This is a genomic window from Pseudomonas sp. RU47 (genome assembly GCF_004011755.1).
GTDB lineage: Bacteria > Pseudomonadota > Gammaproteobacteria > Pseudomonadales > Pseudomonadaceae > Aquipseudomonas.
In genome coordinates this window covers 1,893,425-1,909,034 of record NZ_CP022411.1, presented here as the reverse complement: position 1 = coordinate 1,909,034, position 15,610 = coordinate 1,893,425, and the positions used below count along the sequence as shown (strand labels likewise).

Annotated in this window: 12 protein-coding genes and 4 tRNA genes; 6 read left to right on the top strand and 10 right to left on the bottom strand. The window is 58.8% G+C overall.

Annotated elements, in window-relative coordinates:
• Positions 1-53 precede the first annotated feature (53 nt).
• The 4 genes from CCX46_RS08740 to CCX46_RS08725 all read right to left on the bottom strand — a co-directional run bounded on the left by CCX46_RS08740 (position 54) and on the right by CCX46_RS08725 (position 588).
• Positions 54-130 (bottom strand) — tRNA-Asp (locus CCX46_RS08740).
• 19 nt (positions 131-149) lie between these two features.
• Positions 150-225: transfer RNA gene (locus CCX46_RS08735), tRNA-Val, on the bottom strand.
• A gap of 191 nt (positions 226-416) precedes the next feature.
• A tRNA-Asp gene (locus CCX46_RS08730) sits at positions 417-493 on the bottom strand.
• 19 nt (positions 494-512) lie between these two features.
• Positions 513-588 (bottom strand) — tRNA-Val (locus tag CCX46_RS08725).
• A gap of 159 nt (positions 589-747) precedes the next feature.
• Here CCX46_RS08725 and rdgC point away from each other — a divergent pair.
• The 3 genes from rdgC (at position 748) to sugE (ending at position 3,220) form a co-directional block, all read left to right on the top strand.
• Positions 748-1,668, top strand: coding sequence for a recombination-associated protein RdgC (gene rdgC, locus CCX46_RS08720; protein WP_127926381.1), 921 nt, complete (start codon positions 748-750; stop codon positions 1,666-1,668).
• Between the two features lie 148 nt (positions 1,669-1,816).
• Positions 1,817-2,782: a bile acid:sodium symporter family protein gene (locus tag CCX46_RS08715; protein ID WP_077571745.1), complete on the top strand. Its 966-nt coding sequence runs from the start codon at positions 1,817-1,819 to the stop codon at positions 2,780-2,782.
• A 123-nt stretch (positions 2,783-2,905) separates the two neighbouring features.
• Positions 2,906-3,220 (top strand): quaternary ammonium compound efflux SMR transporter SugE, encoded by a 315-nt coding sequence (sugE, locus tag CCX46_RS08710; protein WP_122597317.1) that lies wholly within the window; start codon positions 2,906-2,908, stop codon positions 3,218-3,220.
• 97 nt (positions 3,221-3,317) lie between these two features.
• On the opposite strand, the gene CCX46_RS08705 is transcribed toward sugE, so the two are convergent.
• The 4 genes from CCX46_RS08705 to CCX46_RS08690 all read right to left on the bottom strand — a co-directional run bounded on the left by CCX46_RS08705 (position 3,318) and on the right by CCX46_RS08690 (position 8,109).
• On the bottom strand, positions 3,318-5,192 hold the full coding sequence (locus CCX46_RS08705; RefSeq protein WP_127926380.1) for an MFS transporter: 1,875 nt from the start codon (positions 5,190-5,192) through the stop codon (positions 3,318-3,320).
• A gap of 94 nt (positions 5,193-5,286) precedes the next feature.
• Positions 5,287-6,453, bottom strand: coding sequence for a TDT family transporter (locus tag CCX46_RS08700; protein WP_127926379.1), 1,167 nt, complete (start codon positions 6,451-6,453; stop codon positions 5,287-5,289).
• A 105-nt stretch (positions 6,454-6,558) separates the two neighbouring features.
• Positions 6,559-6,870 (bottom strand): cupin domain-containing protein, encoded by a 312-nt coding sequence (locus CCX46_RS08695; RefSeq protein WP_127926378.1) that lies wholly within the window; start codon positions 6,868-6,870, stop codon positions 6,559-6,561.
• Positions 6,871-6,921: 51 nt separating this feature from the next.
• Positions 6,922-8,109 carry an MFS transporter gene (locus tag CCX46_RS08690; RefSeq protein WP_127926377.1) on the bottom strand — a complete coding sequence of 396 codons (1,188 nt, stop codon included), beginning with the start codon at positions 8,107-8,109 and terminating at the stop codon, positions 6,922-6,924.
• Between the two features lie 91 nt (positions 8,110-8,200).
• Here CCX46_RS08690 and CCX46_RS08685 point away from each other — a divergent pair, with 91 nt between their 5' ends.
• Positions 8,201-8,743, top strand: coding sequence for a TetR/AcrR family transcriptional regulator (locus CCX46_RS08685; RefSeq protein WP_116032303.1), 543 nt, complete (start codon positions 8,201-8,203; stop codon positions 8,741-8,743).
• 258 nt (positions 8,744-9,001) lie between these two features.
• Complete coding sequence (locus tag CCX46_RS08680) at positions 9,002-12,472, top strand: hybrid sensor histidine kinase/response regulator (RefSeq protein ID WP_127926376.1); 3,471 nt, start codon at positions 9,002-9,004, stop codon at positions 12,470-12,472.
• Positions 12,473-12,492: 20 nt separating this feature from the next.
• Here the strand turns inward: CCX46_RS08680 and rmuC are convergent, their stop codons facing one another.
• Both rmuC and CCX46_RS08670 read right to left on the bottom strand, forming a co-directional pair.
• The gene (gene rmuC, locus CCX46_RS08675) at positions 12,493-13,857 is read right to left on the bottom strand and encodes a DNA recombination protein RmuC (RefSeq protein WP_177413894.1); all 1,365 of its coding nucleotides are present in this window, start codon (positions 13,855-13,857) and stop codon (positions 12,493-12,495) included.
• Positions 13,858-14,032: 175 nt separating this feature from the next.
• Positions 14,033-14,356, bottom strand: coding sequence for a sel1 repeat family protein (locus tag CCX46_RS08670; protein WP_127926374.1), 324 nt, complete (start codon positions 14,354-14,356; stop codon positions 14,033-14,035).
• A 962-nt stretch (positions 14,357-15,318) separates the two neighbouring features.
• Here CCX46_RS08670 and CCX46_RS08660 point away from each other — a divergent pair.
• The gene (locus CCX46_RS08660) at positions 15,319-15,543 is read left to right on the top strand and encodes a hypothetical protein (RefSeq protein ID WP_034156218.1); all 225 of its coding nucleotides are present in this window, start codon (positions 15,319-15,321) and stop codon (positions 15,541-15,543) included.
• Positions 15,544-15,610: the final 67 nt, after the last annotated feature.

Here is a 15,610-nt window from a genome sequence, read left to right as displayed (position 1 = left end):
CACAAGGCGGGCTTTCTGTGGAATCTGGCGTTCAGTGTTCCAGATTCCGAATATGGCGCAGCGGACGGGACTCGAACCCGCGACCCCCGGCGTGACAGGCCGGTATTCTAACCGACTGAACTACCGCTGCGCGAAACGCTTGAAACGAATGGTGGGTGATGACGGGATCGAACCGCCGACATTCTGCTTGTAAGGCAGACGCTCTCCCAGCTGAGCTAATCACCCTTCGCTTCGTTACGGGACGCATTATGCCACAAGTTTTCGTAAAGTGTTGATTTAATTGAAGTTTTTTTCAAATAAATCCGAAAACCGGTGAAACGACACATCCCGCGGGTACAACCTTGGAGCAGAAAAAAACCCGCCTTGGCGGGTTCTTCCGTGGTGACCTGGCGTTCAGTGGTCCAGGTTACCGAATATGGCGCAGCGGACGGGACTCGAACCCGCGACCCCCGGCGTGACAGGCCGGTATTCTAACCGACTGAACTACCGCTGCGCTAAACACTTGAAACGAATGGTGGGTGATGACGGGATCGAACCGCCGACATTCTGCTTGTAAGGCAGACGCTCTCCCAGCTGAGCTAATCACCCTTCGCTTCGGTGTGGCGCGCATTCTACGGAGCGACCCAACCTCTGGCAAGCACTTTTTTAAATAATTTTCTCAGGCCTTCCAAAGGCTTAGAGAAGGGTTGGCCTATGAGACGGCGAAGACAATAATGCCCCCCTTTGTATAAAGGAGAGACTCACCCCATGTGGTTCAAAAACCTGCTTATCTATCGCCTGACCCAAGACCTGCCTGTCGATGCCGAGGCGCTGGAAACTGCACTGGCCACCAAACTGGCGCGTCCATGTGCAAGCCAGGAGTTGACCACCTACGGTTTCGTCGCGCCGTTCGGCAAAGGCGAAGATGCTCCGCTGGTGCACGTCAGCGGTGACTTCCTGCTGATTTCCGCGCGTAAAGAAGAACGCATTCTGCCAGGCAGCGTCGTGCGCGACGCGGTCAAGGAAAAGGTCGAAGAGATCGAAGCCGAACAGATGCGCAAGGTCTATAAGAAGGAACGCGATCAGATCAAGGATGAAATCATCCAGGCGTTCCTGCCGCGCGCCTTTATCCGTCGCTCGTCGACCTTCGCCGCCATCGCGCCGAAACAAGGCCTGATTCTGGTCAACTCGGCCAGCCCGAAACGCGCCGAAGACCTGCTGTCGACCCTGCGCGAAGTAATCGGCACCCTGCCCGTCCGTCCGCTGACGGTAAAAATGGCACCGACAGCCGTCATGACCGAGTGGGTCACCACGCAGAAAGCGGCCGATGACTTCTATGTACTGGACGAGTGCGAACTGCGCGACACCCACGAGGACGGCGGCATCGTCCGCTGCAAACGTCAGGACCTGACCAGCGAAGAAATCCAGCTGCACCTGAGCACCGGCAAAGTCGTTACTCAACTGTCGCTGGCCTGGCAGGACAAACTGTCGTTCATGCTCGATGACAAGATGACCGTCAAACGTCTGAAGTTCGAAGATCTGCTGCAGGATCAAGCGGAACAGGACGGCGGTGATGAGGCACTGGGGCAACTGGACGCCAGCTTCACCCTGATGATGCTGACCTTCGGCGACTTCCTGCCAGCGCTGGTTGAAGCGTTGGGTGGCGAAGAGACTCCGCAGGGGATCTAACGCCTTGTGATGTCCAAACTGTAGGAGTGAGCCTGCTCGCGATGAGGGACTGACATTCAACTAATGTGTTGATTGAAAGACCGCTATCGCGAGCAGGCTCACTCCTACATTTGTTTTGTGTTGCTCATTTAATAATAAGGATCAGCCCATGCGCGCACTGGCTGCACTGAGCCGCTTTGTCGGCAATACCTTCGCTTACTGGGTTCTGATTTTCGCTGTGATTGCGTTCCTGCAACCAGCATGGTTCCTCGGCCTGAAAAGCGCGATCGTACCGTTGCTCGGGCTTGTCATGTTCGGCATGGGCCTGACCCTCAAACTCGACGACTTCGCTGCCGTTGCCCGCCATCCGTGGCGCGTGGCGCTGGGCGTGGTTGCACATTTCGTGATCATGCCCGGCGTGGCGTGGTTACTCTGCCAGGTGTTTCACCTGCCACCGGAAATCGCCGTCGGGGTGATTCTGGTCGGCTGCTGCCCGAGTGGTACTTCTTCCAACGTCATGACCTGGCTGGCTCGCGGCGACCTGGCATTGTCGGTGGCTATCGCTGCCGTCACCACCCTCCTCGCCCCGCTGCTGACGCCGGCGCTGATCTGGCTGCTGGCTTCAGCGTGGTTGCCGGTGTCGTTCATGGAGCTGTTCTGGTCGATCCTGCAAGTGGTGCTGCTGCCGATCATTCTCGGTGTGGTTGCCCAGCGTTTGCTCGGCGACAAAGTGCGTCACGCAGTGGATGTATTGCCGCTGGTGTCGGTGGTCAGCATCGTGATTATCGTCACCGCCGTGGTGGCCGCCAGTCAGGCAAAGATCGCCGAGTCCGGCCTGTTGATCATGGCCGTGGTCATGCTGCACAACAGCTTCGGTTATTTGCTGGGCTATTTCACCGGGCGCCTGTTCAAGTTGCCGTTGGCCCAGCGCAAATCGCTGGCGCTGGAAGTGGGCATGCAGAATTCAGGGTTGGGCGCGGCATTGGCCAGTGCGCATTTTTCGCCGTTGGCGGCGGTGCCGAGTGCGCTGTTCAGCGTCTGGCACAATATTTCCGGCGCACTGCTGTCGACGTACTTCCGGCGTATGAGTGAAAAGGAAGATCGCGAAACACTGGCGCAGCGAGCGGCTGACTGACTGACCTCGAAACTTGATCCCCGGGTTAATGCTCGTCAAACTATTGCGCAACGCGGGGACGACCCTGCGGCTCGATCGAGTCATTAATCTGGGGACGACCCCGTCAATCGATGGAGGTCTTTCATGTCCTGGATCATTCTGTTTTTCGCCGGCCTGTTCGAAGTCGGCTGGGCCGTCGGCCTGAAATACACCGACGGCTTCACCCGCCCACTCCCCACCGTTCTGACCATCGCGGCCATGGCCATCAGCCTGGGCCTGCTGGGCCTTGCGATGAAGGAATTACCGCTGGGCACGGCCTATGCGATCTGGACCGGTGTTGGTGCCGTGGGTACGGTGATTGCCGGGATTATCCTGTTTGGCGAATCAATGGCGTTGATTCGCCTGGCCAGTGTGGCGTTGATCATTACCGGGTTGATTGGCCTTAAGGTCAGCGCTTAGGCATCTACCGCAATCGCGAGCAGGCTCACTCCTACAGGGAAACGCATTTCAAATGTAGGAGTGAGCCTGCTCGCGATAACGCCAACACAATCAGCGACTACCTGACTGCCCCGCGCAACTCCCCCACCAACCCCTGCAACTTCGCCGGCTCAGCCGCATCAACGCCCACCGGCGCTCCCGCCACCAACGTCACCCGCGACCACAACCGCCGAAATACACCTTTATTCGGATCGCGACTGAAGAAACTCCCCCACAACCCCTGCAACGCCAACGGAATCACCGGCACCGGCGTCTCCTCAAGAATCCGCGTCAGCCCGCCCCGGAATTCGTTCATCTCGCCATCCGCCGTCAGCTTGCCTTCCGGGAAGATGCACACCAGCTCACCATCCTTCAGATATTGAGCAATGCGCGTGAAGGCCTTTTCGTAAATCTGGATGTCTTCATTACGTCCGGCAATCGGAATCGTCCCCGCCGTGCGGAAGATAAAGTTCAACACCGGCAAGTTGTAGATCTTGTAGTACATGACAAAGCGAATCGGCCGACGCACCGCGCCGCCAATCAGCAAGGCGTCGACGAACGACACGTGGTTGCACACCAGCAATGCCGCGCCTTCATCGGGAATCGCTTCAAGGTTGCGGTGCTCGACGCGGTACATGGAATGGCTGAGTAGCCAGATCATGAAGCGCATGCTGAACTCGGGGACGATCTTGAAGATGTAGGCGTTGACGCCGATGTTCAGCAGCGACACCACGAGGAACAACTGCGGGATCGACAGCTTGGCCACGCTCAGCAGCACGATCGAGACGATGGCTGATACCACCATAAACAACGCGTTGAGAATGTTGTTGGCGGCAATCACCCGCGCCCGCTCGTTCTCGGCGGTACGTGACTGGATCAAGGCATACAGCGGCACGATGTAGAAACCACCGAAGATGCCGAGGCCAAGAATATCGACCAACACCGCCCAGGTGTGCACGAAGCCCAGCACCTCGATCCAGCTGTGGCCAGTGACACTGTCGGGAATTCCGCCGGAGTGCCACCACAGCAGCAGGCCGAACACAGTCAGACCAAATGAGCCGAACGGCACCAGACCGATCTCGACCTTGCGCCCGGACAGCTTCTCGCAAAGCATCGAACCCAGCGCGATACCGACCGAGAACACGGTGAGAATCAGCGTTACAACAGTTTCATCGCCGTGCATCCATTCCTTGGCGTAAGCCGGAATCTGCGTCAGATAAATCGCCCCGACAAACCAGAACCACGAATTGCCGACAATCGAGCGTGACACCGCCGGAGTCTGGCCCAGACCGAGTTTCAACGTCGCCCACGACTGGCTGAAGATGTTCCAGTTCAGGCGCATTTCCGGGGAGGACGCCGCTGCACGGGGAATGCTGCGGCTGGCCAGATAGCCCAGCACGGCAATCCCGACGATTGCGCAGGACACCAACGGCGCATAGTGACTCGAAGACATGATGACCCCGGCACCAATCGTCCCGGCGAGAATTGCCAGAAACGTGCCCATTTCCACCAGGCCGTTGCCGCCAACCAGTTCATCCTCGCGCAGCGCCTGCGGCAGGATCGAGTACTTCACCGGCCCGAACAGCGCCGAGTGCGTGCCCATGGCGAACAGCGCCACCAGCATCAGCGACAAGTGATCGAAGAGGAAACCGACCGATCCCACGGCCATGATCGCGATTTCCGCGAGCTTGATCAGACGGATCAGCGCGTCTTTGGCGAACTTTTCGCCGAACTGCCCGGCCAGGGCCGAGAACAGAAAAAATGGCAGGATAAACAGCAGCGCACACAGGTTGACCCAGATCGAACGGTCACCCTCGATGGTCAGCCGATAGAGAATGGCGAGGATCAGTGACTGCTTGAACACGTTGTCGTTGAAGGCGCCGAGCGACTGCGTGATGAAGAACGGCAAGAAGCGCCGGGTGCGCAGCAGGTTGAACTGTGAGGGGTGACTCATCTTCCGTGTTTCCCTGATGTTTAAGGTAGAGAGGCCTGGGTACTGCTTATTGGATTCTCGAACCGCGATCCAGGCCACACCTTACCTAAACTTTTCAGGTTATTTCTTCAAACCTCTTCAAACCTGCGATACACGGCGAGACAAACAGCTCGCCACGCCAGGCGCCTTGCACCGTGCGTTTACCGACGATCAGCCACATCACCGTCAGCAACATCACCAACAGCGTGCCGACTACGCTGAAAAACGTCAGGTTCAAGGTGCTCGCCAGTTTCAGGGTTGCCAGCGAATACACACCCAACGGAAAGGTAAATCCCCACCAGCCAAGGTTGAACGGGATGCCGTCACGCAAATACCGCACGGTGATCAGCAACGCCATCAGCATCCACCACAGACCAAAGCCCCACAGCGTAATCCCTGCAATAAGTCCAAGACCCGAAGCGATTTCGCCGATGCCCGGTAGACCGTTTGCCGCGAAGATCGCTGGCGCATCACCGCCCAGCAGCAACATGCCCAGCGCACCGGTGCCGATCGGGCCGAGGGCCAGCCAGCTCGAGGCAGCCATGTTTTCGTGGGGCAGTTTGTGCAGGGCCATGCGCAGCAGCAGGATCGTCAGAATGCTGAACGCTACCGGTAGGGAAAAGGCCCAGAGCACGTAGCTCGTTGTCAGTACCACCAGTTGCGAGTGAGCATCGGTGAGATGCGGCGCAAGCAGACCACCGCTGGCCGCCGCTACTTCTGCCGCCACAACCGGCAGCAGCCAAACCGCAGTCATCTGGTCGATGCTGTGTTCCTGACGGGTAAACATCATGTACGGAATCAACACGCCGCAAGCCAGCGACATGGCCACATCGATCCACCACAGCACTTCGGCGAGATGAATCACACCGTCGCCCCAACGCGACAGACCAAACAACAGAAAGCCGTTGATGATCGTCGCCAGGCCCATCGGAATCGTGCCGAAGAACATCGATACCGTGGAGTGACCGAAGATCCGCCGCGCTTCATCAAAGAACAAGATCCAGCGCGCGGCATAAGCAGCGGTAAACAGGCTGAACAACAGAATGTTGAACAACCACAAACCTTCGGCGATGGCGTGCAGCCCTGGAATGGCCAAAGGCAATTGCGCCAGCGCCAACGCCAGCACACCGGTGCCCATGGTGGCAGCGAACCAGTTCGGGGTGAACTGGCGGATCACTTCGCGCGGATGCTGAAGCTGGCGGAACGGCTTGATGCCGGGTTTGGCGCTATTGGGGCAAATCATCATGAACTCCTGTCCTCTGGTGAGGTTGAGCCCATGGTAGAACCGAATCGAATATCTATATAACGGGTAATATCTCTAACTGTTATCTGTTTTACCAATAAGCGGTTAAACGGTGCCTTCGCTCTCGATCACCAGAATCCGCGCTGCGCCCTGCGGATGGGCGACGTGCTCGGTGCCGACGCTCGCGTAGAAGATGTCACCAACGTCGAGCTGCACCTGTTTTTCTTCGCCCAGCTCGCGGTAGTGCATGACCACTTGGCCATCGAGCACCACAAACACTTCCTCGCCGTCGTTGATGTGCCATTTGTACGGCTGATCGGTCCAGTGCAGGCGCGTGGTGATGCCGTTCATGTTGGCAATCTCCAGCGCGCCCCAAGCGCGCTCGGCAGTGAAGGTCTTGCTGCGAATAATCTTCATGAGTCGATCCGTGAGAACAGGGCTGGCCAAGGCTAACCGAAACCGCAACGCTTATGGAGCGCTGCACGCCTTGGCTGCCACGGGACGCAGGCTGAGCAACAGTGCGCCGACGGCCAGCACAATCAACACCGCACCGTAACCATCGGTGGTCGCCAGCAAACCGTAATTGCGCGACAAGCGCCCGGCGAGCAACGCCGGCAGGCAGAACGCCAGATAACTGAGCACGTAATAGGCTGCCATCAATCCTGCTCGTTCATGGGGCAAAGCCAGCGGTACCAAACTGCGCACGGCGCCGAGAAATCCCGAACCGAAGCCGCAACCGGCCACCAGCGTACCGAGGAAAAACAGCGACAGACTGGCGCTGTGTACACCCAGCAGAATCAACACCAGGCCGATCGGCAACAGGCTCGCGCCCAGCTGCAACGCCCTTGTCGCGGGACGATTGCGCAGCGTGAAAATCATCAATGCTCCGGTCACCGTCAGGGCTGCCACGGTTGCGCCGCCGATCAGATTGGAAGTCGAACCGGTGGCGGTGCGCACCAGCGAAGGTGCCAGCGACGCATAGAAACCACCGAGCGCCCAGGTCGCGGTGTTCAATGGCAACACGCGCCACAACGTCGAGCGCGCCTGCACCGGCACTTGCAAGGTCGGGCGCAACGAAGCCCACGCCCCGGCTTGCGGGGTGACGCTTTCCGGCAAGCGCCACACATACACGCCCTGCAAGACGAACAGTGCGAGCAGCAGCCAATAGGTCAGTTGCAACGGCGCCGGCGCAAACTCGGCCAGCAAACCGCAGCCCATACCGCCCAATGCCATACCGAGCAACGGTGCAACACTGTTGATCAGCGGCCCTTGCTGACGATCGGTGTCGAGCAATGTCGCGCTTAAAACAGCGGTGGCCATGCCGGTGGCAAACCCTTGCAGGACTCGCGCGCTGATCAGCCATGCGACGCTGTCGGCGTAGATAAACAGCAGCATCGCCAAGGCGTTGAGCAAAACGGCGGTGAAGATCACCGGTTTGCGTCCAAGGTGATCGGACAGCGAGCCGACGGTTAATAAGGCCGCCAACAGACTGAGCGCATAAACGCCGAAGATCAGCGTCAGCACCGCAGCCGAGAATTGCAGTTGATCCTGATACAGGTGATACAACGGCGTCGGCGCGGTGGAGGCGGCGAGAAAACTGAGTAAGGTGATCGCCAGAAACCACAGGCTGGATCGATTGGAAGCAAGGCTGGTCATGTGCACACTCCGCAAAAGCTAATTTTTTGCTTTTGCGCAGTGTGCTACCGCTTCGCGCTTAAAGCAAATTCTTTGTGTTAAGGTCTGCGCCATGGCTATTAAAGAAGGTTTACGCCCCGGCGGCCGCAGTGCCCGGGTGCAAGATGCAATTCATTCGGCAGTCCGCGCGCTTCTGCAAGAACAGGAGCGTTCGACCGTGACCGTCCCGCAAATCGCCGCACGTGCGGGGGTTACGCCATCGACGATTTACCGGCGTTGGGGTGATCTGTCCGCGTTGCTAGCAGACGTCGCCCTCGCCCGCATGCGCCCGGACAGCGAACCGGCGCAAACCGGCAGCTTGCGCAGCGATATTCGTGCGTGGGCCGAGCAGTATCTCGATGAGATGAGTTCGGAGCCTGGGCGCAACATGATGCGCGACGTGCAGGCGAGCGCTACGCCGGGTTATTGCGTGACGATCATTGGCGCGCAATTGCAGACAATCATTGAGCGGCACCCGGATGAGGCGGCGCCGAGTGTTGATCGGTTGATCAATCTGGTGGTGGCGCCGGTGGTGTTCCGGATCCTGTTTTCGGCGGCGGCGCTTGAAGTGGAAGAATTGCATTATCTGATCGATATCGCGCTGCGGCTGGACTGACACCGATATTCCTGTAGGAGCTGCGGCACGCTACGATCTTTTGATCTTGATTTTGAAAGATCAAAAGATCGCAGCCTCGTTTCACTCGACAGCTCCTACAGGGTTCGATGCCTGGTAATGTCAACGCACAACGCCTCCATTCAAACCTGCGACACCCCGCCACGCCACGACCTTGGTCGACACTGACTAACCGCCCCGCGCATGCGAGACTGTCCGCCCGGGCAGGAGTGCCGGGGAGTCTTTTGTCGGGAGTGTTGCATGTCGTTGTCCACCGGGCTGATCGCCGCCGTCGCCCTGGCCTATATGGCCATCATGTTCGCCATCGCCTTCTACGGCGACCGACGCAGCGCGCCATTGCCGCCGCGTATGCGTGCCTGGGTGTACAGCCTGTCGCTGGCGGTTTACTGCACCAGCTGGACGTTCTTCGGTGCGGTCGGCCAGGCAGCCGAACAACTGTGGTCATTCCTGCCGATTTACCTCGGACCGATCCTGCTGTTGGTGGGCGCGCCGTGGGTCCTGCAGAAAATGGTGATGATCAGCAAACAGGAGAACATCACCTCGATCGCTGACTTTATCGCTGCGCGTTACGGCAAATCACAATCGCTGGCGGTGGTCGTTGCGCTGATCTGTCTGGTCGGCGTCCTCCCCTACATTGCCCTGCAACTCAAAGGTATCGTCCTCGGCGTGAACCTGTTGATCGGCGCCGGGGCAGACGCCATGGGCACCCGCGCCCAGGACACCGCGCTGATCGTGTCGCTGGTGCTGGCGCTGTTCACCATCGTTTTCGGTACGCGCAACCTCGACGCCACCGAGCACCACCGCGGCATGGTCCTGGCGATTGCCTTTGAGTCGCTGGTCAAACTGTTCGCCTTTCTCGCCGTCGGCGCCTTCGTCACGTATGGGCTGTATGACGGTTTCGAAGACCTGTTCAACCAGGCCATGCTCGCCCCGCGACTTGAGGAATACTGGAAAGAAACCATCAACTGGCCGTCGATGGTGGTGCAGACCGGCGTGGCGATGATGGCGATCATCTGCCTGCCCCGGCAATTTCACGTCACCGTGGTGGAGAACATCGATCCGCAGGATCTGCGTCTGGCCAAATGGGTGTTTCCGGCCTACCTCGCACTGGCTGCTTTGTTTGTAGTCCCGATCGCTTTAGCCGGTCAGATGATGTTGCCCAGCGACGTACTGCCAGACTCCTTCGTGATCAGCCTGCCCTTGGCGCAGGCGCATCCGGCACTCGCGATGCTGGCGTTTATCGGCGGCGCGTCGGCGGCCACGGGCATGGTGATTGTCGCCAGCGTGGCACTATCGACCATGGTCTCCAACGACATGCTGTTGCCGTGGTTGCTGCGCCGCAATAACGCCGAGCGCCCATTCGAAGTGTTCCGTCAGTGGATGCTCTCGGTGCGCCGGGTGAGCATCGTGGTGATTCTGTTGCTGGCGTACGTCAGCTATCGCTTGCTCGGTTCAACGGCGAGCCTGGCGACCATCGGCCAGATCGCTTTTGCAGCCGTCACGCAACTGGCACCCGCCATGCTCGGTGCCTTGTATTGGAAGCAGGCCAACCGCCGTGGCGTTTTTGCAGGTTTGGCCGCCGGCACTTTCCTGTGGTTTTACACACTGATTCTGCCGATCGCCGCGCACAGTCTCGGCTGGTCATTGAACAGTTTTCCGGGGCTGGCGTGGCTGCACAGCAATCCGCTGAATTTGCCGATCACCCCATTGACCCAAGGCGTGGTGCTGTCGCTGGCCGGCAACTTCACTTTGTTCGCCTGGGTCTCGGTGCTGTCGCGTACGCGCGTCTCGGAGCACTGGCAGGCCGGGCGTTTCATCGGTCAGGAAATCAGCGCCCGCCCGAGTGCTCGCTCGATGCTGGCGGTGCAGATCGACGATTTGCTGCAATTGGCCGCGCGCTTTGTTGGTGAAGAACGTGCGCGCCAGAGCTTTATTCGCTTCGCCTATCGTCAAGGCAAAGGCTTCAACCCGAACCAGAATGCCGACGGCGAATGGATTGCTCATACCGAGCGTTTGCTGGCCGGTGTTCTCGGCGCTTCTTCGACGCGCGCTGTAGTAAAAGCCGCCATCGAAGGTCGGGAAATGCAACTGGAGGACGTAGTCCGCATCGCCGACGAAGCTTCTGAAGTGCTGCAGTTCAACCGCGCGCTGTTGCAAGGCGCGATCGAAAACATCACCCAAGGTATCAGCGTGGTCGACCAGTCGCTGAAACTGGTGGCGTGGAACCGCCGCTATCTGGAACTGTTCAACTACCCGGACGGTTTGATCAGCGTCGGCCGACCGATTGCCGACATTATTCGCTACAACGCCGAACGTGGTCTGTGCGGCCCCGGTGAAGCCGAAGTGCACGTTGCCCGCCGTTTGCACTGGATGCGCCAGGGCCGCGCCCACACGTCTGAGCGGCTGTTCCCCAACGGCCGGGTGATCGAGCTGATCGGTAACCCGATGCCCGGTGGCGGTTTCGTTATGAGCTTCACTGATATCACCGCGTTCCGCGAAGCCGAACAAGCGCTGACCGAGGCCAACGAAGGGCTGGAGCAACGGGTCAGCGAGCGCACTCAGGAACTGTCGCAACTCAACGTCGCGTTGACCGAAGCCAAGGGCACCGCCGAAGCCGCCAACCAGTCGAAAACCCGCTTCCTCGCGGCGGTCAGCCACGACTTGATGCAGCCGCTGAACGCCGCCCGACTGTTCTCCGCCGCCCTCTCCCATCAGGACGACGGTTTGAGCAGCGAGGCGCAGAAACTGGTGCAGCACCTCGACAGCTCTTTACGTTCGGCCGAGGATTTGATCAGTGATCTGCTGGATATTTCCCGACTGGAAAACGGCAAGATCAACCCGGATCGCAAGCCGTTTGCGGTCAATGAGCTGTTCGACATTCTCGGCGCCGAGTTCAAGGCATTGGCGCAGGAACAGGGTTTGACCTTTCGAGTGCGCGGTAGTCATTTGCGCATCGACAGCGACATCAAATTGCTGCGACGCATTTTGCAGAACTTCCTCACCAACGCATTCCGTTATGCCAAAGGCCCGGTGTTGCTGGGCGTGCGCCGACGTGGCGGCGAACTGTGTCTGGAAGTGTGGGATCGCGGGCCGGGGATCCCGGAAGATAAACAGCAAGTGATTTTCGAAGAGTTCAAACGCCTCGACAGTCATCAGACCCGCGCTGAAAAAGGCCTCGGCCTGGGTTTGGCAATTGCCGATGGTTTGTGCCGGGTGCTCGGGCATACCTTGCGTGTGCGCTCGTGGCCGGGGCGCGGCAGTGTGTTCAGTGTCAGCGTGCCGCTGGCCCGCTCACAAGCCGTGCCGGCCAGCGCCGCCGTCGAATTGAATGGCAAGTTGCTGAGCGGCGCGCAGGTGCTGTGCATCGACAATGAAGACAGCATTCTGATCGGCATGAACAGCCTGCTGAGCCGCTGGGGCTGCCAAGTGTGGACGGCGCGCAATCGTGAGGAATGTGCGGCACTGTTGAGTGAAGGCGTACGACCGCAACTGGCGCTGGTCGACTATCACCTCGACCACGGTGATACCGGCACCGAGCTGATGGCGTGGTTGCGCACCACGTTGGGCGAGCCGGTGCCAGGAGTGGTGATCAGTGCTGACGGGCGACCGGAGATGGTTGCGCAGGTGCATGCGGCGGGGCTGGATTATCTGCCGAAACCGGTGAAACCGGCGGCGTTGCGGGCGTTGTTGAGTCGGTACTTGCCGCTATAGAGGCTGCGATCTTTTGATCTTTATTCAGGGAGTTCGACAAGACCATCGACATCGGTCATCGCCCGCTCCAGCAAATCTGCCGGCAAGCTTTTGCTCGCCCGCGCGCCGAGCAATTTCAGCTGTTCACTGCGACTGACCAGATTGCCGCGCCCCTCGGTGAGCTTGTTGCGCGCTGAACTGTAGGCTTTATCCAGCTGTTGCAGACGATTGCCAACCTCGTCCAGATCCTGAATAAACAGCACGAACTTGTCGTACAGCCACCCGGCGCGCTCGGCGATTTCCCGGGCGTTCTGGCTCTGACGCTCCTGCTTCCACAGACTGTCGATCACCCGCAGAGTCGCCAGCAAGGTGGTCGGGCTGACGATGACGATGTTGCGGTCGAAGGCTTCCTGAAACAGCGATGGCTCCGCCTGCAACGCCGCCGAAAACGCCGCTTCGATCGGCACGAACAGCAAAACGAAATCGAGGCTGTGCAGGCCTTCCAGACGTTTGTAGTCCTTGCCGGCCAGACCTTTGACGTGATTGCGCAACGACAGGACGTGCTGCTTGATCGCGATCTGCCCGAGGGTGTCGTCGTCGGCAGCCACGTATTGCTGATAGGCGGTGAGACTCACCTTGGAATCCACCACCACTTGCTTGTCGCCCGGCAGATAGATGATCACGTCAGGCTGGAAGCGCTCGCCATCCGGGCCTTTGAGGTTGACCTGGGTCTGATACTCGCGGCCCTTCTCCAGGCCGGCGTGTTCAAGCACCCGTTCGAGAATCAGCTCACCCCAGTTGCCTTGGGTTTTCTGGCCTTTGAGGGCACGGGTCAGGTTGGTGGCTTCGTCGCTCAGACGCAGATTGAGTGCCTGCAAGCGCTCCAGTTCCTTGGCCAGCGAGAAGCGCTCGCGGGCCTCGGCCTGATAACTTTCTTCCACACGTTTTTCGAAGGACTGAATGCGTTCCTTGAGCGGATCCAGCAACTGGCCGAGCCGTTGCTGACTGGTCTCGGCAAAGCGCTGTTCACGCTCATCGAAGATCTTGCCGGCCAGTTCGGCAAACTGCGCACGCAGTTCATCGCGCGAACCTTGCAGGTCGCTGAGGCGTTGCTGGTGGCTTTCCTGCTGCTCACGCAGCTCGGCGTTCAGCGAAGCGGCCTGGGCGTCCAGACGGCGCAGCTCGGCTTCCTTGTTCGCGCGTTCGAGGTTCCAGGCGTGGGAGGCATCGCGGGCGTCGTCGCGCTCGATCTGCAACAGTTCGACTTCCCGGCGCAGGGCCGCCAGGTCAGCCTGTTTGGCGGCGTTGGCCTGGCCAAGATCGGCGATTTCATCACGGCTGGCGTCGAGCTGCGCGTTGAGTCCGTCCTGCGCCAGTTGCGCCATGGCCAGCCGTTCTTCGAGCAAAGCGACCTCGGCCTGGCCGTTGCTTGCCCGGCGTTGCAGTTGCCAGGCCAGCGCCAATAGTGGCAGTCCCGCCCCTGCAAGCCCCAGCAAGACGCTGGTCAAGTCCATAGCCATAGCCACTCCCGCCGATCTTATAAAGCCTGAAGGTTAACCAAGGCGTCAGGTCTTGGACAGCTCAGTCTTCGAGCAGACCGAGTTCCTGTTGCGCGCGACGGTCGCCGGCGCGGGCGGCCTGACGCAGCAGATCCTGACCGATGCGACGATCCCGTGCGTTGCCACACTCACGGCACATCAACTGCCCAAGACGGCTTTGCGCAGCCACCACACCTTCTCGTGCCGGTTGCTTGAGGAGGCGGCCAGCAAGGTGCTTGGCATTATGACTGTCGCTCAGGCGCGGGCTGTCGAGCAACCACTCGGCGACGCGAACAGTAAATCGCTTGGGCGGGGTAACAGGAGGAGGTTGTGAGGTAACAGAGTCTGATACTGAGCGAAACTTCATAAAGCACTGTGGGACGAATCGGAAGGCGCGCCACTCTACTCTCTTTTTCTTACAGGTAAAGTCGAAAAACAACCCGGCACGCCCGTCCTAGAGCAAGCGCTCGGGACAATCCACAGAAGCTGTGGATAACTCAGTGGACAACCGCTCTCCAACCCTCGCAAAGCCTTATGGAATGGGGCTCGCAGTCAAACTGACGATTTTTTCACCAACAAAAAAAAGCGATGTTTTTCATTGACTTAAACTTTCGATGCAGGCAGCCATCGGGGTCAGGATTGATGTGACAGTGCCGTTACAGCTTGCGCAACTAATGTGCACAAGTACCTGTTACCCGGTTATATCGGTGCGCTTTTTCGGGTCGTTTTGGCAGTCGGTCTGGGGATAAGCCAGTCTGGCGCACGCTTTGATGAAGATATCTTCACCGACCGGCGGTCAAAAAATGCGCCAATTACGCGCAATCAAGCGGCTCGCAAAGCAGACTCGGTCAGTCACTGCAATCTTTTCCCACAGGAAGTTTGCGTTACCGGTTTCGATCCGTTAGTATCCTCGGCGTTAGTACCAAGCTGAAAGTCAATTCCGGTCGAATACATCCCCACGGTCAGCCTTCTACAAAGAAGACCTACCGAAAAAAGCGGGAACGACCCCTCGATGGTTTCCAGGTAAATCTTGCGACAACACTGCCTTCCAATGATGCGAAGGGTGTTGCGAAGACCACTTACTCTGACCGAACCAACCTGCAAATTGATCAGGATCTTCACCCCGGGCCCAGAACCTTTGCCCTCGTTGTGCTGCCTGCCCTCCTAAGTACCTACCTGCCAGCCCAAGCGCGCCAACTTAATAGCGCTTCAAACTGGCTGCTTTGTTCCAGTCGGGTTCTTCGTTCGACCAATGGTGGTCGACGTTACTGGAACGTTTTAACGTTGCACGGTTCTTATCCGTGTCATTTGTAGGAACACCTAATAACTATGTCTACTCAAATCCACACTCAGGATGCCATTCGCACCCTAACCAACGCTTTTGCACCAATGAACTGCCTGATCATGGCCGCTCGCAAAGGCTGCTTCAGCTTCACACTGGTCAACGAACACGGTATCGCCCGCCACAGCGAGCGTCTGTACCCCGATCAGTACTCCAGCGCCGAACCGCTGCAGGCCGTGATCGACCGTACACGTCAGGCATTGATTGCCTGAGAGCCGAAAAGGCTGCAAAAGCAAAAGCCTCGCACAAAATGCGGGGCTTTTTATTGCCCGATGTTTC